Raw genomic sequence first — 19,487 nt, forward strand, 5'->3', positions numbered from 1 at the left:
CGCCGTCGGAGAACTTACCGACAGAGATGTCACCGAGAGGGATATGCAGCTGACGTACGACACGTCGAGCCAGATCGGGGTTGGCGTTCCCCGTAAAGACCATCATCTTGGACACGCGCAGTACCTGGAGGCTTAGGGTATGCCTGGATGACTATAGGAAAATGGCAGGGGCGGCTGGATTCGAACCAACGCATGGCAGGATCAAAACCTGCTGCCTTACCGCTTGGCGACGCCCCTGTATCTGTTGCACGAGTGCCTGGCACTCGGTTCCTTTAGAGCAGTGCTTGTAACTTTCGGTGCAACATCGAGATGTTGCTGCCTTTTGCTACAAACCCTGTAAGGGTCTCTGTAAGAAGGGCCGAGACTTTATCAGCTTCAGCTTTGTTTGGGAAGGCCCCAAACACACAACTTCCAGTTCCGGTTAATTTTGCTTCGGTAAGTTTAGCTAACATATTCAAAGCGTTCCGAACATCTGGATAACGCCTCGCTAGAACCGGTAAGCAGTCATTTCGACTGTTTCCCTTGGGAACGGGGCGCACTTTAATGGGAGGAGTGTCACGTGTCAACAGTGGATCTGAAAAAATTTCTGCTGTACTTACAGATACTTGCGGGACAAGCACGACATACCACGGTTCTTCGGGGGTTACAGGGGTCAGGATTTCGCCCACACCCTCAGCAAAAGCGGCGTGTCCACGCACGAAGACCGGCACGTCAGCCCCCAGCTTGAGCCCTAGCGCAGCAAGGCGATCTTCGTCCCAATCGAGTTTCCAAAGATGATTGAGTCCAAGCAATGTAGTGGCAGCATCCGAGCTTCCGCCGCCGATGCCGCCGCCCATGGGCAGCACTTTCTTCAGCCAGATGTCGACGCCCAATGGGCAGCCGGATTGTTCCTTGAGCGCGCGCGCCGCCCTGACGATCAGATTGCTGTCATGAGGGACGTTGGCGATTTCAGTCTGCAGACGGACTTCTCCGTCTTCGCGAATGGCGAAACTGAGTTCATCGCCGTAGTCGAGAAACTGAAAGAGGGTCTGCAGCTCGTGATAGCCGTCAGCACGACGACCGAGAATATGCAGCATCAGGTTCAGCTTGGCGGGCGCGGGCAGGGTGAGGCGAGGCGCAGACATGTTCATTGCCCCAGCTTGCGCGGTTGCCAGTCCTTGATCACCAGCGTGACGTCGAGGTCCTGGCCGTGCAGTTTCATTCGCTCAGGCAGCCAGTAGCCATTTTGTTGGGTATAGCTCAGGTATTCGATCTGCCAGCCGTCCTGCTCGAGATTGGACAAGCGACTGTCGCTGTCCAGGGTCAGGCTGCTTTTGCTGTCAGGGGCGGGCAGGCCGCGGACCCACCAGACCAGATGCGAAACGGGCAGTTTCCAGCCCAGTTGGTCCTTGAGCAGGGTCTCTGGATCGGCGGCCTCGTAACGGCCCTGGTTGGCGACTTCCAGCGACACCGCGCCCGGACGCCCGGTCAAGCGCGCCGCACCACGGCCCAGCGGCCCGGAGAGGCGGATATCATAGTAATCCTGACGTTGCAGCCAGAACAGCGTGCCGCTGCCCGAATCCTTCGGTGCCCGGATGCCGACCTTGCCGTTGATCTGCCAGCCATCGAGACTGGCGAGTTGTTCCTTGTTGACTCGCCATTTGCTGGCGTCGCCCTTGCCCTGTACGGCTTCGTGAGAAGTGATGCCGGCGCAACCGGCGAGCAGGGCGATGAGGCTGAATGCGAATACGTGGCGCAATAACATAAATCAGAGGGTCTCGGAGCCGGTGAGGCGCTTTAAGGTGCTGCGCAGGACCGGGCTGTCAGGTTGCTGTTCAAGGGCCTTGCCCCACACTTTGCGAGCCTCACGCTGTTGACCCTTGGCCCACAGCACCTCGCCCAGATGCGCGGCGACTTCATGATCGGGGAAACGCTCGAGCGCCTCGCGCAGCAGGCGCTCGGCCTCGTCGAGGTTGCCCAGGCGGTAATTGACCCAGCCCAGGCTGTCGAGCACGGCCGGGTCTTCCGGATTGAGCTGATGCGCGCGCTCGATCAATTCCTTGGCTTCGGCATAGCGCGTGGTGCGGTCAGACAAGGTGTAACCCAAGGCATTGAGGGCCATCGCATTGTCTGGCTCGCGCTTGAGGATGGCCCGCAGATCGGTCTCCATCTGCTTCAGGTCGTCGCGTTTTTCCGCCAGCATGGCGCGGGTGTACAGCAGGTTCAGGTCGTCCGGGTACTGCTTGAGCGCCTGCGTCAGTACCTGCCAGCCACGGTCGCTCTGGTTGTTGTTGGTCAGGGTTTCAGCTTCGATCAGGTACAGCTGGATGGTGTAGTCCGGCTGCTCGGCACGCGCCTTGGCCAAGCGTTTGGAGGCCTCGGCGGTGTTGCCATTGCTCATCAGGATATCGGCCTGGCGCAACTGCGCCGGCAGGTAGTCGGAACCGGGGCCGACCTGCGCGTATTCGGCCAGAGCGTTCTGTGGGTCGCTACGCTCTTCATGGATACGGCCAAGATTCACGTGGGCCGAGTCGACGTGGCTGCCGCGGGCGACCAAGTCTTCAAGGTAACCCTGCGCTTCATCCCAGGCTTTGTTTTCCAGGCAGACCAACGCCAGCGAATAGCGCAATTCGTCGTCGTCCGGGTATTGCTGCACCAGGCTTGAGAACTGCACCTTGGCGTCTTCCATGCGGTTCTGTTCAACCAGCATGCGCGCGTAGGTCAGGCGCAGACGTTTGTCGTCCGGGTATTTCTTGATGCTTTTTTCCAGCAGCGGCAGCGCTTCCTTGCCGCGGTTCATGCTTTGCAGCAGTCGCGCGCGCAGCAGGATCGGGGCGACTTCGCCTTCACCCGGCGGGTTGTCTTCGAGCAGTTTCAGCGAGGCGGCACTGTCGCCTTCCTGTTGCAGCAACAGCGCCTTGCCGAAAATCAGCTGGCCGTTTTTCGGGTACTTGGCAAGCAGGCGGTCGAAACTGGCCAGCAGTCCCTTGCGCGTGCTGGAGTCGGTCTCTGCTGCCGAAAGCGCCAGGAAGTCGAAATGCGTGTCGCCCTGGCCCTGCAGGACCTTCTCCATATAACGCATGGAATCGTCATAGCGCCCGGCGCGTGCCAGCTGGATAGCAGCCGCACGTTGCGCTTCGAGATTGGTCGGGTCGTTCCTGGCCCAGATCATCGAGGTATCCAGTGCTGCCTGATCGGCGCCCAGGTACTCGGCAATCCGGAAAGCACGCTCGGAAATCCCCGGATCCTGGGTCTGGATCGCCTGGGTCACGTAGTTGTCCAGCGCAATGTCGAAGCGGTTGCGTTGCCCGGCAAGCTCGGCAGTCAGCAGGCTGACGACCGTATCCGGGGTGAACGAACCATATACCTGCGGCTTGGCTTCAGGTGCGGGCGTCGCTTCTTTCGCCGGAGCAGCAGGCTCCGTGGAAACGGGGGCCGCAGACTGGCAGCCACCTAGAACGACAAGGGCAAGGAACAACGCGGAGGATTTATTCATATAGAAGAGAGGGCGGCTTACCTGCGGTTTGAAAGCATCATGACACAAGGCAGGGAGCAAACCCACAGCCCGGACGAAAACTACAGAGCCGCCATTTACAGCCTGCGCCCGGACAATTTGTCGCAGGCGTATCGCCGTAAAGCGGATCTCTATAGGGACAATAGCCTGTCCCGGACGTTCTGAATGTATTGCGGTGGTTGTCCTGAATCTATTGAAGTAGGACAATTGCCGGCTTCACGTCACCATCAGCGACCTTGAATGGCCTTTCTTGCACTGGGTATCAACCATAAGACTGCTTCAGTGGATGTCCGCGAGCGCGTGGCATTTACGCCTGAGCAGCTGGTGGAGGCATTGCAGCAGCTATGTCGCCTGACCCAGAGCCGCGAGGCGGCGATCCTTTCGACGTGCAATCGCAGCGAACTCTATATAGAACAGGATCAGCTCACGTCCGAAGCGGTGCTCAGCTGGCTGGCCGGCTATCACCACCTCAACATCGAGGAATTGCGTGCCAGTGCCTACGTGCACGAGGACGATGCAGCCGTGCGCCATATGATGCGTGTGGCATCGGGGCTCGATTCGCTGGTGCTGGGCGAGCCGCAGATTCTGGGTCAGATGAAGTCTGCCTATGCCGTGGCGCGGGAGGCCGGAACCATCGGTCCATTACTGGGACGTCTGTTTCAGGCCACGTTCAGCGCTGCTAAACAGGTGCGTACCGACACCGCGATCGGCGAGAACCCGGTTTCAGTGGCGTTCGCCGCAGTCAGCCTGGCCAAGCAGATCTTCAGCGATCTGCAGCGCAGCCAGGCGTTGCTGATCGGGGCGGGCGAGACCATCACGCTGGTCGCCAGGCACCTGCACGATCTTGGGGTCAAGCGTATCGTTGTCGCCAACCGGACGCTGGAGCGCGCAAGCATCCTGGCTGAACAGTTCGGTGCCCACGCGGTGCTGCTGGCCGATATCCCGGCAGAACTGGTCAACAGTGACATCGTCATCAGTTCCACCGCCAGCCAGTTGCCGATTCTTGGCAAGGGCGCGGTTGAAAGCGCGCTGAAACTGCGCAAGCACAAACCCATCTTCATGGTCGACATCGCCGTACCGCGCGATATCGAACCCGAGGTCGGCGAGCTGGATGACGTCTATCTTTATACCGTCGATGATCTGCACGAAGTCGTCGAGGAAAACCTCAAGAGTCGCCAGGGCGCGGCCCATGCCGCCGAAGAGCTGGTCAGTCTGGGTGTTGACGATTTCATGTCACGCTTGCGCGAACTGGCAGCGGTCGATGTACTCAAGGCGTATCGTCAGCAAAGTGAACGCCTGCGCGATGAAGAGCTGCAAAAGGCTCAGCGCCTGCTCGCCAACGGCGGCAATGCCGAGGATGTATTGATGGCCCTGGCACGTGGCCTGACCAACAAATTGATGCATGCGCCAAGCGTGCAACTGAAAAAGCTGTCCGCCGAAGGCCGCGTCGACGCGCTGGCCATGGCCCAGGAACTCTTTGCCCTCAATGAGGGCTCCACGGATAAACCCCCGCAATGAAAGCTTCACTGCTCAATAAGCTGGACGTGCTCAGCGACCGTTTCGAGGAATTGACCGCGCTGCTTGGCGATGCCGAAGTCATTTCCGATCAGACCCGATTTCGCGCCTACTCCCGCGAGTACGCGGAAGTCGAGCCGGTGATCCAGGCCTACAGGCAACTGCAGAAAGTGCAGAATGATCTTGAAGGCGCCCAGGCACTGCTCAAGGACAGCGATCCGGACATGCGCGAAATGGCCGTCGAGGAAGTGCGTCAGGCCAAGGATCAGCTGGTGGTACTGGAAAGCGATCTGCAAAAGATGCTGCTGCCCAAAGACCCCAACGACGGGCGTAACGTGTTTCTGGAAATACGTGCCGGCACGGGCGGTGACGAAGCGGCGATTTTTTCCGGCGACCTGTTCCGCATGTATTCGCGCTACGCCGAACGTCGTGGCTGGCGGGTGGAAATCCTCTCTGAAAACGAAGGCGAACATGGCGGCTTCAAGGAAGTCATCGCCCGGGTCGAGGGCGATAACGTCTATGGCAAGCTGAAGTTCGAGTCCGGTGCGCACCGGGTGCAGCGTGTCCCTGAGACCGAATCCCAGGGCCGCATTCACACTTCGGCGTGCACGGTCGCCGTGTTGCCTGAACCCGATGAGCAGCAGACCATCGAGATCAACCCGGCGGACCTGCGCGTCGACACCTACCGTTCCTCCGGTGCCGGTGGTCAGCACGTCAACAAGACTGACTCGGCCATTCGTATCACGCACTTGCCCACCGGTATCGTCGTCGAGTGTCAGGAGGAGCGTTCGCAGCACAAGAACCGCGCCCGCGCCATGTCCTGGCTGTCGGCCAAGCTCAACGACCAGCAGACCGCTGCCGCCGCCAATGCGATCGCCAGTGAGCGTAAATTGCTGGTGGGATCGGGTGATCGCTCAGAGCGCATCCGTACCTACAATTTTCCACAGGGACGAGTGACGGACCATCGCGTGAACCTGACGCTCTATTCGCTGGATGAAGTTTTGGCGGGTGGGGTCGATGCAGTGATAGAGCCGTTGCTTGCCGAGTATCAGGCAGATCAACTTGCGGCACTGGGTGAGTAAATGACCATTATCGCCAGCTTGTTAAGAAGCGCTGAACTGCCGGACTCTCCGACAGCCCGTCTGGACGTCGAATTGCTGCTGGCGGCTGCCTTGGGCAAGCCGCGCAGCTTTTTGCACACCTGGCCCGAGCGTATTGTCAGCACCGAAGCCGCGCACACCTTCGATGGCTACCTGCAGCGTCGTCGCACCGGTGAACCGGTGGCCTATATTCTGGGCCAGCAAGGTTTCTGGAACATCGACCTGGAAGTCGCCACGCACACGCTGATTCCTCGTCCGGAAACGGAAATGCTGGTGGAGACCGCGCTGGAGCTGTTGCCTGGCGCAATCGCCCACCGTCTGCTCGATCTGGGCACCGGCACCGGCGCCATCGCCCTGTCGCTGGCCAAGGATCGTCCGCAATGGGCGGTCACGGCGGTGGATCGCGTGGCTGAAGCGGTCGGGCTCGCCGAACGTAACCGCCAGCGCCTGCATCTGGACAACGCCCAAGTGCTGCTCAGCCATTGGTTCAGTGCCGTGGAAGATCAGCGGTTTGACCTGATTCTCAGCAACCCGCCCTATATAGCCTCCAACGACCCGCATCTGGTCGAAGGCGACGTGCGCTTCGAGCCCAGCAGTGCGCTGGTCTCCGGCTCCGATGGCCTGGACGACTTGCGCGTGATCGTTTCCCAGGCGCCTGCCCACCTGGAAACCGGTGGCTGGTTGTTGCTTGAACACGGTTACGATCAGGGGCCGGCGGTGCGTGAGCTGCTCAGTGAGCATGGCTTCGAGCAGATCCAGACCCGCCGCGATCTGGGAGACCACGAGCGCATCACTTTCGGACGTGTACCGTGCTGACGGATGACGAGCTGCTGCGCTACAGCCGGCAGATCCTGGTTCAACAGGTAGACATCGAGGGTCAGTTGCGTCTCAAGCAGAGCCGCGTGCTGATCGTCGGTGTCGGTGGCCTCGGCTCGCCGGTGGCCTTGTATCTGGCCGCTGCCGGAGTTGGCGAGCTGCACCTGGCCGATTTCGACCGCGTTGACCTGACCAACCTGCAACGCCAGATCATCCATGACACCCAGAGCGTTGGCCTGAACAAGGTCGATTCGGCGATCACCCGCCTGACGGCGATCAACCCGCAGGTCAAACTGATCGCCCATCGCGTCGCACTGGACGCCGATTCGCTTGCCGCCGCGGTCGACGCCGTGGATCTGGTGCTCGATTGCTCGGACAACTTCTCCACCCGCGAGGCGGTCAATGCCGCTTGTGTGGCATCAGGCAAACCTCTGGTCAGCGGCGCTGCGATTCGTCTCGAAGGGCAATTGTCGGTTTTTGATCCCCGGCGCGCCGAAAGCCCCTGCTACCACTGCCTGTATGGTCACGGCAGCGAAGCCGAACTGACCTGCAGTGAGGCCGGGGTGATCGGCCCGCTGGTGGGCCTGGTGGGCAGCCTGCAAGCACTTGAAGCGCTGAAATTGTTGGCCGGGTTCGGCGAGCCATTGGTGGGCAGGCTGCTGCTGATCGATGCGCTGGGCACCCGGTTTCGTGAGCTGAAGGTCAAACGGGACCCCGGCTGCAGCGTCTGTGGAGCGGCCCATGAATAGAACGGTCGAGCATGGCTAGAGACAACGATGCGCCGATTGGCGTGTTCGATTCCGGTGTGGGCGGATTGTCGGTGCTGGGCGAGATCAATCGCCTGCTGCCCAATGAATCACTGCTGTATGTGGCCGACTGCGGTCATATTCCCTACGGTGAAAAGACCCCTGAGTTCATCCGCCAGCGCTGCGCGGTGATTGCGCAGTTTTTTCACGATCAGGGGGCCAAGGCGCTGGTTCTGGCCTGCAACACTGCCACCGTTGCCGGGGTGGCGGATCTGCGTGAGCGCTATCCCGACTGGCCGATTGTCGGCATGGAGCCAGCCGTCAAGCCCGCTGCCGCTGCAACCCGAAGCGGTGTAGTGGGCGTACTCGCCACCACCGGCACGTTACAAAGTGCCAAGTTCGCAGCACTGCTCGACCGCTTCGCCGGTGACGTGCAGGTCATCACCCAGCCGTGCCCCGGACTGGTCGAACTGATCGAAACCGGGGATCTGGTCAGCCCTGCCATCCGCCATCTGCTGCAAGGCTATGTCGAGCCGCTGCTGGCAGCGGGGTGCGACACCATCATATTGGGTTGCACTCACTATCCCTTTCTCAAGCCGCTGCTGCGAGAAATGATCCCGGCCTCCATCAGCCTGATTGACACCGGCGCCGCTGTAGCCCGCCAGTTACAGCGATTACTCAGTCACAAAGAGCTGCTCGCCAGTGGCCATCGCGTGAGCGCGCAATTCTGGACCAGCGGCGATCCAGAGAATTTCAGAAACATCCTACCGTTGCTATGGAAAAAATCTGACAGTGTGCGAAGCTTCGTCTCGTGAAAAAAACGTGAATAGCGCTGTTTATTGGCTGAACTAAAGTTCACCAGCAGATTTCTACAGCAGGTCTGTAGCTATAAAAATTTCTAACTGCACTCGAAAATGGGAAGTTTCAGATGAAGCGACTGTTTTGTTTGGCTGCGATTGCGGCCGCGTTAACGGGGCAAAGTGCAATTGCTCAAGCTGATGGAGTCGAATTTTCGGTGGGGCACACTGGCGAATCGACGATGACCTATCGTTTGGGCGCGCAATTTGATTGGGACAAGAGCTGGTGGCAAACCAGTGTCGGCCGTCTGACCGGCTACTGGAGCGGCGCCTACACTTACTGGGAAGGTGACAAGAGCGCCAGCAACAATAGTCTTTCGTTCTCCCCGGTATTCGTTTATGAGTTTTCCGGTGAAAGCGTAAAACCTTACATTGAAGCCGGTATCGGTGGTGCGGTGTTCCAGCGCACGGAAGTCGAAGGCAACAAACTGGGCAGCGCGTTCCAGTTCGAAGACCGTCTGGGATTCGGCCTGCGCTTTGCCGGTGGTCATGAAGTCGGCCTGCGCGCCACTCACTACTCTAACGGCGGCCTGACCAGCACCAACGACGGTATCGAAAGCTACGCGATTCACTACACGATGCCGTTCTAAGCGGACAGTTGTCGGCACCCGTCGGCACCTTCGCGAGCAAACCCGCTCCCACAGGAACCGCTACATGCCTGTGGGAGACTGCCCAATCGCCGAGTCACAGATACGCCGTGGCAATCCCTTCGCGCTCGGTAATGCACTCGGGTGCACCCATCTCGAATTCCCGGCATATCAACGGCCTTCTGTCGTAGATCGTGCACATCATCGTGTCGCGATCCAGCGCCGCGCACCAGCCGTCATCCAGGCGCAACATGACCTCGCCGCCCCAGTCGTCGGTATCGATGAAGCGTTCAGGCACGCCCGTATCGGTGATCAACATCACCTCCAGCTGGCAGCAGCACGCCGCGCAGGTCGTACAGGTGACGGCAGGTTCAGCCGCTTCTACGGGGAGTTGGAGCAGGGGGATGACAGTCATGGGCGGCAGTGTAAAGCAGTGCGAGGGTCGCAGGTGGCCGGGGTGACGGACGCAGCCCTCAGGCCGACGCCTCGCTCACAGGCGCTCGGCGAAAGTACAGGGCCAGCCAGTGCAACAGAGGAAATACCACGGCCCAGATCGCACCGAGCACCAGTACGCTAGGCCACAACCCCAGAGGCAGTTGGACGGAGGCCAGGTGCGATCCGGCGATATAAGACGCCGGTCCGCCGATCGCCCCCACGGCGCTCGCCAGCCACCAGGGCCTGGCCGACCACGCCAGACAGTGACCTAGAGTGGTCGCCAGCAACGGCCACAGCAATGCCAACCAAAGAGGAATGACGCGCCCGGCTTCAGCAAAATCGAAGACGCCGCTTTTGATCAGCGCGCTGTCGAGCACGCAGCCCAGCGCGAACACCGTCAGCAGCAGCTTGCCCTCGGTCTGCCAGGAGCCGATGAAGCGCAGGTGCACGAAAAAGATCGCCAGGCTGACCAGCAGCCAAGCGCTATTGCCGCCCAGCACGCAACTGAACCAGCCGAGCTGGAACAGCGCAGCGTTGGCCAGGTTCCTAAGCATCGAAACGGCCGAGCAATGGTTCAGGCATGGCCTTGGGCTTGGCCAGCAGCAGCTGCGCGGTGCCGATGGTGCGTTCGAGAAATCCCCCCTCGCAGTAGCACAGGTAGAACTCCCACAGGCGCAGAAAATAGTCGTCATAGCCAAGCTCGGTCAGGTAGCCGGTGGCGTGGCGGAAGTTGGCGTGCCACATGCGTAACGTCCGGGCGTAATGCAACCCGAAGTCTTCCATGTGCAGCAGGTTCATGTCGGTGTCGGTGCTGACGATTTCCAGCATCCGCGTCACCGAAGGCAGCGCGCCGCCCGGAAAGATATAGCGCTGGATGAAATCGACATTGTGTCTGGCCTGCTCATACCGTTGCTCGCGGATGGTGATCGCCTGCAGCAGCATCAGCCCGTTGTCCTTGAGCAACTGAGTGCATCGCTTGAAGTAAGTCGGCAGGAAGCGGTGGCCGACGGCTTCGATCATTTCGATGGACACCAGCTTGTCGAATTGCCCGGTCAGGTCGCGGTAGTCGCTGAGCAGCAAGGTGATGCGGTCCTGCAGCCCGAGTTCGGCAATGCGTTTTTCGGTGTAGGCAAACTGCTCTTTGGACAGGGTCGTGGTGGTGACCCGGCAGCCATGATGCTGTGCGGCGTAGATCGCCATACTGCCCCAGCCGGTGCCGATCTCCAGCAGATGATCGCTGGGTTTGAGCGACAGCTTCTGGCAGATGCGCTCCAGTTTGTTCAGCTGCGCCTGCTCCAGGGTGTCCTCAGGGGTGAGGAACTGCGCGGCCGAATACATCATGGTCGGGTCAAGGAACTGCTCGAACAGGTCGTTACCCAGATCATAATGGGCGGCGATGTTTTTCTGCGAGCCCTTGCGCGTATTGCGGTTGAGCCAGTGCAGGCTCTGCACCAATGGTCGACCCAGACGGGCCAGGCCACCTTCAAGCGCATCGAGCACTTGCAGATTGCTGACAAACACGCGGATCACCGCGGTCAGGTCCGGACTGGTCCAGTAGCCGTGAATGAATGCCTCGCCCGCGCCGATCGAGCCGTTGCTGGCCACCAGGCCCCAGATCGCAGGGTCCTGCACATGAATCTCGCCCTGGATCGTCGCGCCCGCTGCGCCAAAGATGTGTCGATCATCGCCTTCGTAGACAATCAGCTGGCCGTGCCGCAGGTGCGCCAGTTGCCGCAGCACGCCCTTTCGCAGCATGTTCGAGGTCAGGCTGTTGGTGCTCAGGCCGGCGGTGAAGCTACTGCTTTTCATGGCGTCGATCCTTGGGTTGGGCGTCGGCAACGCGGTAGGAGCCTTCGGCAGCCTGATGGGAAAAAATCGGAATACGTTTGGCGAAAAGCCGCAATGCTTGCCAATAGATCGCCAGGCAGGTCTTGGCGGTCATCCACGGAAAACTCAACAGGTGACGATGCAGGGCGGGGCGGCTCAACGGCTGGCGTTGCAGGTTGAGCGTGGCGTCGAAGACTTTCTCATCACCCTGCCAATCGGCCATGTGCACGCCCAGGCGCTCGCCCGGCTGGCTGAAACTCATCCGGTACTCCAGGTCCCTGGGCAGGAACGGCGACACGTGAAAGGCCTTGGCCACCGCGTAATGCTGATGGCCTTGGGCAGTGGCGGGCAGGACGTAGTGGTACCGTTCGCGCCACGGGGTGTTGGTGACTTCGCAAACGATCGCCGCCAGGCTGCCGTCGCGCTCGAAGCAGTAAAAGAAGCTCGCCGGGTTGAACGACAGGCCCCAGCTGCGCGCTTGCGTCAGCAGGCAGACGCGGCCCAGCGGCGCTCGGCCCAGCGACTTGCGGACGATGTCGCGTACCGCGCCGGTCAGGGAGATGCCGCGCCCTGTGTACTCGCGCAGGTAGTCTTGCGGACGAAACGAAAACGCTGCCAGACGGCTCGTCCCGGCAAAGGGCGAGAGGCTCATGACCGCGTCCTGCTCTTCCAGGTCCAGGTACAGCATGCCGATGCGATAGGTGAACGCATGGCCTTTGGGGGCGAAGCGCCGGTGGCTCACCCAGCCGCTGTACAGGGCGCTGTTCATGAGCGGGCGGTTCACAGGGACTCACCGAACGCCGAGGCCACACGCAAGGCGCTGACCACTCCGTCTTCGTGAAAGCCGTTGGCCCAGTAGGCGCCGCAGTAGTACGTGTGCCGGGCGCCGGCCAGTTCCTCCCAGCGCGCCTGGGCGGCAATCCCCTGAAGGCTGTATTGCGGATGGGCGTAGCGATAGCGCGCAAGAATCTTCGCCGGGTCGATGGCCGCTGTCTGGTTCAGACTGACGCAAAACGTCGTGTCGCTCTCGATTCCCTGCAGGATGTTCATCGCGTAGGTGACGGCGGCCGGTTGATCGCCCGCACCGCCAAGCCGGTAGTTCCAGCTGGCCCAGGCCAGGGGCCGTCTGGGCAACAGGCCTGTGTCGGTGTGCAGCACCACATCGTTATCGGCGTAGGGCAGGGCGCCGAGGATCTCCCGCTCATTGGCGCTCGGCTCGGCCAGCATGGCCAGGGCCTGATCGCTGTGACAGGCAAACACCACTTTGTCGAAGCGTTCACTGCCGCTGGCGCTGTGAACGGTCACGCCGTGCTCGTCACGTTCGACCCGGCTGACCGGGCACTGCAGGCGGATCTTGTCGCGAAACGAGGCAATCAGGGGTTCGATGTACTGGCTTGAGCCGCCCTCGATCACGCACCATTGTGGGCGGTTACTGACTGAGAGCAGGCCGTGATTCTTGAAGAAACGCACGAACAATTGCAGCGGGAAACCCAGCATGTCGGCCAGCGACATCGACCAGATCGCCGCGCCCATGGGCACGATGTAGTGATCGGTGAAGCGCCGCCCGTAACCTTCGGATTCGAGGTACGCGCCCAGGGTGGTATCAGCGGCGATGCGCTGGCTTTGCAGGTCGATCAACGCCTGTTTGTTGAAGCGCAGAATGTCCCGCAGCATGCCCCAGAAGGTCGGCGACAGCAGATTGCTGCGCTGCGCGAACAGGCTGTTGAGGTTGTTGCCGTTGTACTCGGTGCGGCTGTGCGGATCACACACTGAAAAGCTCATTTCAGTGGGCTTGAACGTTACCCCCAGCTGGCCCAGCAGCTTGATGAAATTGGGGTAGGTCCAGTCGTTGAAGACGATGAAGCCGGTGTCGATGGCGTGGCGTTTGCCGTTGACCGAGACATTGACGGTATGGGTATGGCCGCCGATACGCTGGTCGGCCTCGAACAGCGTGATGTCATGTGCTCGATTGAGCAGCCATGCGCTGGTGAGTCCGGAAATACCGCTGCCGATGATGGCGATTTTCATTGTGCGTCCCCGGTCTGGCCCGGGGCGCGCACCATCCGTTTGCCCAGCGCCAGTTGCAGCCGCTCAGGCAGCAAGGCGACGAGTTTCAGGGTCAGGATCAACGGCAGCGGAAAGCTGATGTCCAGAGGTCGCCGGGACTTGTGCAGGCGTTCGGCGATATGCAGCGCCGCTTTCGGCGCCGACCAGCGCATCGGCATGGCGAAGTCATTTTTGGCCGTCAGCGGCGTGTCGACGAAGCCTGGGCTGACCAATGTGACGTCGATGCCTTCGCGCGCCAGATCGATGCGCAGGGAGCGAAACAGGTAGCGCACCCCGGCCTTCGAGGCGCCGTAGGCTTCAGATCGCGTCAGCGGCAGAAACGCCACCGAACTGGCAACCCCCACCAAGTGCGGGCGCTGGCCCAGGCGCAAGAGGATCAGCGCCTCCTGAATGCAATAGGAAGTGGCGATCAGGTTGGTCCTGACCACCCGCTCGACCATGAGCGCATCGAACCGGCTGGCGTCGATGTATTCGCAGGTGCCGGCGTTGAGGATCGCCGTATCCAGTGCGCCCCAGACCTGAGCAATGCGCTCGCCGATGGCGGTCACCTGTTCAAGGTCGGTAATGTCTCCCGGGGCGAGCAGCACCTGGCGCGGGTAACGCAGGTCCAACGCTTCCAGAGGCTCGATGTTGCGTGCGGTCAGCGCAACCTGATGCCCGGCCTTGAGCAGCTCTTCGGCCAAGGCCAGACCTATTCCGCTGCTGGCGCCCGTCAGCCATATGCGTCGCCTCATGCCAGTCGCCCCTTGAGCCAGCGAATCAGCCTGCCGATCAACGGCAGGTGCTCATACAGCAGCGCCCCGGCATCGAAGAAATCCCGATGCTGGAACACTTTGTCTTCCCTCCACAGGAGGTGCGAGCAACCTTGCACCACAATCGGTTCACCCTGATTCAGCCGCGGATGCCGGTAAGTCATGGTCCAGCGCAAATAGCCCTTGCCCTCGCGCACCTGGTCGTAGGCGTCAAACTCGAACCGCAACTCGCGAACGTTGGCGTACAGCTGGGCGAAATATTGGCGCAGCGCCGGCAGGCCGTGGACTTCGTGCAGCGGGTCGGCGAAGGCGATGTCGTCGCTGTACAGCTCACCGAGAAGGTGCAGGTTGTGTTTGTCCAGGGCGGCGAAGCGCCGGGCATAGTCGCGCAGGAATTCACTCATGAGCCTGAGTCTCTGCTTGTCGATGTGGCAGGGATTTGAAAGCCGTCAGGGCGCGCTCACGGCTGGACTTGAGGTCGACGATCGGCGCCGGATAACCCTCGACAGCGAACAGCCCGCGCAACGCCGAGGGATTGTGGATATCACGCTTGTTCAGTTCGGCAAGTTCCGGAATCCAGGCCTTGATGAAGCGACCATCGGGATCGAAGCGCTCGGACTGACTGAGCGGGTTGAAAATCCGAAAGTAGGGTGATGAGTCGGTGCCGGTGGATGAGCTCCACTGCCAGCCGCCGTTGTTGGCCGACAAGTCACCGTCAATCAGGTGCTGCATGAAAAAGCGTTCGCCTTCACGCCAGTCGATCAGCAGATTCTTGGTCAAGTACATCGCCACGACCATGCGCAGGCGATTGTGCATCCAGCCGGTTTCCAGCAGTTGGCGCATGGCCGCGTCAATGATCGGCAACCCGGTACGACCTTGCTGCCAGGCCTTCAGGTCTTCGGGCGCGTGGCGCCATTTCAGTGCTTCGGTTTCCGGACGGAACGCCCGGTGCCGCGAAACCCTGGGGAAACCCACCAGTACGTGCTTGTAGAACTCGCGCCAGAGCAACTCGTTGATCCAGGTCACCGAACCGTTGTTGCCGGTTTCGAATTCGCCGTTGTTGCTGCGCAGTGCGGCGTGCAGGCATTGGCGCGGCGATACCACGCCAGCGGCCAGATAAGCCGACAGCTGGCTGGTCCCGGGCTTTGCCGGAAAGTCGCGCTCATCCAGGTAATAGTGAACCTGCTCGTCGGTGAACGACTCGAGGCGCCGACGGGCTTCGTCCTCACCTGCGGGCCAGAGCTTGCGCAGCGCGTCGGGCGGTGTGGCGAAGCCCGGCACGCTGTCGGGCACTTCATCGCTGTTGATACCCAGCGCCGATTGCTTGTGTGGCAAACGCACCAGCGCAGGCACCGAATAGTGCAGGCGCGCATAGCAGACCTTGCGAAACTGGGTGAATACCTTGAAATAGCCGCCGCTTTTGGTCAGCACACTGCCCGGCGTGAAAAACAGCTGGTCGAGATGGCGCTGCAAGCCGATGCCGTGCTTGTCCAGGGCAGCTTCAACGTCGCGGTCGCGGCGCTCTTCGTTGACGCCATATTCTTCGTTGACGTGGACCTGCTCGATCGAGTGGGTCTGGCACAGCTGCAGCAACGCCTTTGGCGCCGTGTCCCAAGTGTTGGCGTGGACAATCAACAGCGGCACGTTCAGGGCTTTGAGTTCGGCTTTGAGCTCGGCCAGGTTGCGCAGCCAGAAATCGACCTTGCAGGGCGCGTCGTCATGACTGTGCCACTGCGCAGGGCTGATCATGTACACGGCCAGCGTCGGTCCCTGCTCCATCGCGGCACTCAACGCGGTGTTGTCGTGGACGCGTAAATCGCTGCGCAGCCATATCAATTGCATGTTCATTCCTTAGATGAGGCCCAGCTGTTGCAGAGCGATCTGGGCGGTCAAAGGGTCTTCGGCCAGGGTGAGTCGGGCGATCTCACTGACAGATACGGATAACTCGGCCGAATGGATGCGCACCGTGGGACCAATAATCAGTTTCGGGCAGTCAATGTTGTTCAGCAGGCGTGGCAACTGGCTCAGATTCAGCGACTTGCTGGAGTACAACAGCACCGCTCGGGGCTTGAGGTATTCACAAGCCAGCGTCAGCTCACCCGGCGGCAGCGGCCAGTCGAAGACTTCCACCGGGCAATCGGCACTGCTGACCAGCCAGGCTGTCAGCCACAGATGCGGCTCCAACGGCACATCGGACTGGTTGATCAACAGCAGTGGCGCGCCGCTGACCTGCCGATTGTTGTGATACAGACGGGCGCCGAACTTGCTGCGCAGCCACGAATAGAAGAACACCCGCTCCAGCTGGGCGCCGAATTGCCCCTGCCAGCGTTGCTCCAGCGCGGCCAGCAGTGGCAGCAACAATTGCTCGCACAAGGTGCGTGGCGGGTAGAGCGACATGGCCTGATTGAGCGTCTCGTCCAGGCGTCGCTCGGCCAGGGTACTGATGGCGTGCTGCAGCGTCTGGCGCAGTTGATCCCAGTCGCTCTGCATGTCCGGCGGCGGTGCCTGTTGGTCATCGATCAACTGCTTGACCTGACTGACAGCCACCCCGCGATTGAGCCAGGTCAGGATCGTCAGCACCCGATCGACATGCGCGGTGCTGTACAGACGATGGCCCTTGGGCGTGCGGTGCGGGACGATCAGGCCGTAGCGGCGCTCCCAGGCACGCAAGGTGACAGCGTTGACACCGGTCAGGCGGGCGATCTCGCGGATGGGCAACCAGCCCTCTTCAAGCGCCTGGGCATACGCCTGCGGATCGTCGTCGAGCGGTTCAGGGGTAATGTTTTTCATGATTAGATCGCGTTGCGCAGGCTGAGGTTTTCCGGATGCGGTTGCAGGTAAACCTGTAACGCAATGTAGGGGTCCGGATGTTGGCGAAAGTGATGCTTGAGCAGGGTCAGCGGCACGACCAGGGGCACGATGCCCTGGTGGTACTGATGGATAACGTCCTGGATTTCCTGCTTGTCCGACGCGCTGAGGGTGTCGCGCAGGTAACCGCAGATATGCTGCAGGACGTTGGTGTGGGTGCGGCGAGTGGCGGGTTTCTTCAGCGCGCTCATCAGCTCGCTGAAATAGCGTGCGGCGATGTCGGCCGGATCGCTGCGGCCCATATTGCCCAATAGATTGCCTAGCGCCTTGTATTGCACCGGATCATTGGCCATCACCTGGTACTTGTAGCGCGAGTGGAACTCGGTCAGCGACCGGCGTGTGATGCCGCCCTTGAGCAATTGCTGCCAGGCGGCATAGGCATAAACCCGGGTAATGAAATTTTCCCGCAGCACCGGATCGTTCAAGCGGCCGTCTTCTTCCACCGGCAGGTCAGGGTGATGGGCGCAGAACGCCTGCGCGTAAATGCCGCGCCCGCCGCCGTCGAACGGAGCGCCGTTGTCGCGGTAGACCTTGACCCGCTCCAAGCCGCAGGAAGGCGATTTCTGCATGAAGATGTAGCCGCAGATGTCGTCCATTTGCCTGGCCATGTGCTCGCCATATTCGGCCAGTGGCTGGGTGACATTCATGTCGGTGTGTACAGTCCCCACCGCCTGAGGTTGCGCGGGATCGCCCACCAGGCGGATCGCCTCGCGGGGGATACCCATGCCGATGGCGACTTCCGGGCAGGCAGGGACGAAATCAAAATATTCGCTCAGCGCGCGGGTCAGCAGATGCGATTCCTTGTGCCCGCCGTTGTATCGAACCTCAACCCCCATCAGGCAGGCACTGACCCCTAGTTTGGGCTTGGGCGTTTGTTCCGTGGTGGGTGCCAGGGACATGGACATGGCAAATAACCTCGATGAACTTCTTGTACAGATTCGGGTGGCTGTACAACATTGGGTTCATCATAGGTTTGCAGTTGTACAAGTCAAATTATTTGTACAGCTTCTGATGGAGTGCGGAGCCTTTGTAGGCGTGAGCTGGCTCGCGATGGAGCGGGACAAGCGACAGGTTTCCATCGACTGACACGACCCATCGCGAGCAAGCTCACGCCTACAGGTGGGTGGGGCAATGGGGCAGGGGTTTATTTCCAGCCCATCGTCCAGATCTGCGCGTCCTGAAGCGTCTGCCAGGCCATTCGCTGAGCACGCTTGGTCAGCACCGCCTGCAATTCGATTTGCAGCACGGTGCCTTCCTCGTCGCAGAACAGCTCAGTCACCAGGAAGTGTTTTTCGCGATTCAGGGGGTGGGCTGCTGTCCATTTCGACAGCAGCAATTTGCGCGGATTCAAGCGGTTCACTTGAGGTGTTCGAGCAGGCGGCGTGCTGCCTCCTGGCCGCTGAGCCATGCGCCTTCGACCCGCCCCGAGAGGCACCAGTCGCCGCAGACGTACAAGCCCAGATCTGGATCGGACAAGGCGCCCACTTCACGCCCCCCTGCCGGTCGCGCATACAGCCAGCGGTGGGCAAGGGCGAACGCTGGCGCGGGCATTGCGCAGTTGATCATCTCGGCGAATGCGCCATGCAGATGATCGATCACCTGCTCTTTGGGCATATCCAGGTGCTGGCGACTCCAGGCGCTGGTGGCGTGCAGAATCCAGGTGTCCAGCTTGTCGTCGCGCCCTGGTTTGCTGCGGTTGCGGGCCAGCCAGTCGATGTCGCTGTCTTGCACGAAGCAGCCTTGCAGGGGCGTGTCCAGCGGCGTATCGAAAGCCAGGGCGACGGCCCAGGTCGGCTCCATTTTCACTCCGGCTACCACGCTTGCCAGCTTCGGCGCGGCTGCCAGCAACGCGGTCGCCTGCGGCGCGGGGATGGCGATCACCACCTGGCTGAACGGGCCATGATTACGGCCGTCGGCGTCGAGCAGATTCCAGTGCTGTTCGCCGTGGAAAACCTCGGTGATGCGGCACGAGAAAGTGACCGGCATGTCGCCCAGCATGGCGCGAGTGATGGCGCTCATGCGTGGCGTGCCAACCCAGCGTACCTGCTCGTCAGGCGACAGGCTCAATTGCCCGCCATGAAAGTTGTAGAGCTGCGGCGTCCATTCGGCGACGTGGCCGTCAGCCTGCCATTGCTGGACAGCAGAGGCGAATCGGCGATCGCGCGCGGTGAAATACTGCGCGCCCATGTCCAGAGCCCCCGCATCGCTGCGTTTGCTCGACATGCGCCCGCCGCTGCCGCGGCTCTTGTCGAAAAGGTGAATGCTATGCCCGGCCGCTTGCAACGCTCGAGCCGCTGAGAGTCCGGCGATACCGGTACCGATGATTGCGATGGGTACAGTCATAGGGGCCTCGTTACCTTGTCTGCACAGACTACGCCGTAGTTAAAACCTGTACAATGTTGTTTTTCGGTATAACTTATCGTC

General features: G+C 60.9%; 22 protein-coding genes and 1 tRNA gene (1 of these 23 running past the window's edge). 6 read left to right on the forward strand and 17 right to left on the reverse strand.

Annotated elements, in window-relative coordinates; translation table 11 throughout:
- The 5 genes from ACI2KS_RS03715 to ACI2KS_RS03735 form a co-directional block, all read right to left on the reverse strand.
- Window positions 1-115, reverse strand: the 5' end (the start) of a protein-coding gene (locus ACI2KS_RS03715) for a ribose-phosphate pyrophosphokinase (RefSeq protein WP_404617336.1). 815 nt of this gene lie to the left of the window's left edge; 115 of the gene's 930 nt are visible here — the first part of the coding sequence; it begins with the start codon at window positions 113-115; its stop codon lies beyond the left edge, outside the window.
- Window positions 116-162: 47 nt separating this feature from the next.
- Window positions 163-237 (reverse strand) — tRNA-Gln (locus tag ACI2KS_RS03720).
- A gap of 35 nt (window positions 238-272) precedes the next feature.
- On the reverse strand, window positions 273-1,124 hold the full coding sequence (gene ispE, locus ACI2KS_RS03725; RefSeq protein ID WP_404617338.1) for a 4-(cytidine 5'-diphospho)-2-C-methyl-D-erythritol kinase: 852 nt from the start codon (window positions 1,122-1,124) through the stop codon (window positions 273-275).
- A 2-nt stretch (window positions 1,125-1,126) separates the two neighbouring features.
- Window positions 1,127-1,744, reverse strand: coding sequence for a lipoprotein insertase outer membrane protein LolB (lolB, locus tag ACI2KS_RS03730; protein ID WP_404617340.1), 618 nt, complete (start codon window positions 1,742-1,744; stop codon window positions 1,127-1,129).
- 3 nt (window positions 1,745-1,747) lie between these two features.
- The gene (locus tag ACI2KS_RS03735) at window positions 1,748-3,475 is read right to left on the reverse strand and encodes a tetratricopeptide repeat protein (protein WP_404617342.1); all 1,728 of its coding nucleotides are present in this window, start codon (window positions 3,473-3,475) and stop codon (window positions 1,748-1,750) included.
- 258 nt (window positions 3,476-3,733) lie between these two features.
- Between ACI2KS_RS03735 and hemA the strand changes: the two genes are divergently transcribed.
- From hemA to ACI2KS_RS03765, 6 genes are all read left to right on the forward strand, one after another.
- Window positions 3,734-5,011 (forward strand): glutamyl-tRNA reductase, encoded by a 1,278-nt coding sequence (gene hemA / locus ACI2KS_RS03740; protein WP_404617344.1) that lies wholly within the window; start codon window positions 3,734-3,736, stop codon window positions 5,009-5,011.
- Window positions 5,008-6,090 (forward strand): peptide chain release factor 1, encoded by a 1,083-nt coding sequence (prfA, locus tag ACI2KS_RS03745; RefSeq protein ID WP_404617346.1) that lies wholly within the window; start codon window positions 5,008-5,010, stop codon window positions 6,088-6,090. Before hemA ends, prfA begins: the two co-directional genes overlap by 4 nt.
- Window positions 6,091-6,924: a peptide chain release factor N(5)-glutamine methyltransferase gene (gene prmC / locus ACI2KS_RS03750; RefSeq protein WP_404617348.1), complete on the forward strand. Its 834-nt coding sequence runs from the start codon at window positions 6,091-6,093 to the stop codon at window positions 6,922-6,924.
- The gene (locus tag ACI2KS_RS03755; RefSeq protein WP_404617350.1) at window positions 6,918-7,673 is read left to right on the forward strand and encodes a molybdopterin-synthase adenylyltransferase MoeB; all 756 of its coding nucleotides are present in this window, start codon (window positions 6,918-6,920) and stop codon (window positions 7,671-7,673) included. Before prmC ends, ACI2KS_RS03755 begins: the two co-directional genes overlap by 7 nt.
- 11 nt (window positions 7,674-7,684) lie before the next feature.
- Window positions 7,685-8,485 (forward strand): glutamate racemase, encoded by an 801-nt coding sequence (murI, locus tag ACI2KS_RS03760; RefSeq protein ID WP_404617352.1) that lies wholly within the window; start codon window positions 7,685-7,687, stop codon window positions 8,483-8,485.
- Window positions 8,486-8,598: 113 nt separating this feature from the next.
- Window positions 8,599-9,117, forward strand: coding sequence for an acyloxyacyl hydrolase (locus ACI2KS_RS03765; protein WP_404617354.1), 519 nt, complete (start codon window positions 8,599-8,601; stop codon window positions 9,115-9,117).
- A 94-nt stretch (window positions 9,118-9,211) separates the two neighbouring features.
- Here ACI2KS_RS03765 and ACI2KS_RS03770 read toward each other — a convergent pair whose 3' ends face one another.
- From ACI2KS_RS03770 to ACI2KS_RS03825, 12 genes are all read right to left on the reverse strand, one after another.
- Window positions 9,212-9,529, reverse strand: a complete 318-nt coding sequence (locus ACI2KS_RS03770) for a YkgJ family cysteine cluster protein (protein WP_404617356.1) — start codon at window positions 9,527-9,529, stop codon at window positions 9,212-9,214.
- Between the two features lie 58 nt (window positions 9,530-9,587).
- On the reverse strand, window positions 9,588-10,103 hold the full coding sequence (locus ACI2KS_RS03775; protein ID WP_404617358.1) for a DUF2878 domain-containing protein: 516 nt from the start codon (window positions 10,101-10,103) through the stop codon (window positions 9,588-9,590).
- Entirely contained in the window at window positions 10,096-11,358 is a 1,263-nt protein-coding gene (locus ACI2KS_RS03780) for a class I SAM-dependent methyltransferase (RefSeq protein ID WP_404617360.1), read from the reverse strand. The genes ACI2KS_RS03775 and ACI2KS_RS03780 overlap by 8 nt, the downstream gene beginning before the upstream one ends.
- Window positions 11,345-12,145, reverse strand: a complete 801-nt coding sequence (locus ACI2KS_RS03785; RefSeq protein WP_404617362.1) for a DUF1365 domain-containing protein — start codon at window positions 12,143-12,145, stop codon at window positions 11,345-11,347. The genes ACI2KS_RS03780 and ACI2KS_RS03785 overlap by 14 nt, the downstream gene beginning before the upstream one ends.
- Window positions 12,146-12,156: 11 nt before the next feature.
- Complete coding sequence (locus tag ACI2KS_RS03790; protein ID WP_404617364.1) at window positions 12,157-13,404, reverse strand: NAD(P)/FAD-dependent oxidoreductase; 1,248 nt, start codon at window positions 13,402-13,404, stop codon at window positions 12,157-12,159.
- Window positions 13,401-14,177, reverse strand: coding sequence for an SDR family NAD(P)-dependent oxidoreductase (locus ACI2KS_RS03795; protein ID WP_404617366.1), 777 nt, complete (start codon window positions 14,175-14,177; stop codon window positions 13,401-13,403). The genes ACI2KS_RS03790 and ACI2KS_RS03795 overlap by 4 nt, the downstream gene beginning before the upstream one ends.
- Window positions 14,174-14,599 carry a nuclear transport factor 2 family protein gene (locus tag ACI2KS_RS03800; protein ID WP_404617368.1) on the reverse strand — a complete coding sequence of 142 codons (426 nt, stop codon included), beginning with the start codon at window positions 14,597-14,599 and terminating at the stop codon, window positions 14,174-14,176. Before ACI2KS_RS03800 ends, ACI2KS_RS03795 begins: the two co-directional genes overlap by 4 nt.
- Window positions 14,592-16,037: a deoxyribodipyrimidine photo-lyase gene (gene phrB / locus ACI2KS_RS03805; protein ID WP_404617370.1), complete on the reverse strand. Its 1,446-nt coding sequence runs from the start codon at window positions 16,035-16,037 to the stop codon at window positions 14,592-14,594. The genes ACI2KS_RS03800 and phrB overlap by 8 nt, the downstream gene beginning before the upstream one ends.
- A gap of 9 nt (window positions 16,038-16,046) precedes the next feature.
- Complete coding sequence (locus ACI2KS_RS03810) at window positions 16,047-16,985, reverse strand: MerR family transcriptional regulator (RefSeq protein ID WP_404617372.1); 939 nt, start codon at window positions 16,983-16,985, stop codon at window positions 16,047-16,049.
- A gap of 2 nt (window positions 16,986-16,987) precedes the next feature.
- Window positions 16,988-17,962 carry a YbgA family protein gene (locus ACI2KS_RS03815; protein ID WP_404618456.1) on the reverse strand — a complete coding sequence of 325 codons (975 nt, stop codon included), beginning with the start codon at window positions 17,960-17,962 and terminating at the stop codon, window positions 16,988-16,990.
- A 245-nt stretch (window positions 17,963-18,207) separates the two neighbouring features.
- Window positions 18,208-18,423 carry a TIGR02450 family Trp-rich protein gene (locus ACI2KS_RS03820; RefSeq protein ID WP_404617374.1) on the reverse strand — a complete coding sequence of 72 codons (216 nt, stop codon included), beginning with the start codon at window positions 18,421-18,423 and terminating at the stop codon, window positions 18,208-18,210.
- Entirely contained in the window at window positions 18,420-19,406 is a 987-nt protein-coding gene (locus ACI2KS_RS03825; protein ID WP_404617376.1) for an NAD(P)/FAD-dependent oxidoreductase, read from the reverse strand. Before ACI2KS_RS03825 ends, ACI2KS_RS03820 begins: the two co-directional genes overlap by 4 nt.
- Between the last annotated feature and the right edge of the window lie 81 nt (window positions 19,407-19,487).

The organism is Pseudomonas sp. NPDC087358 (genome assembly GCF_044900785.1).
Classification (GTDB): Bacteria; Pseudomonadota; Gammaproteobacteria; order Pseudomonadales; family Pseudomonadaceae; genus Aquipseudomonas.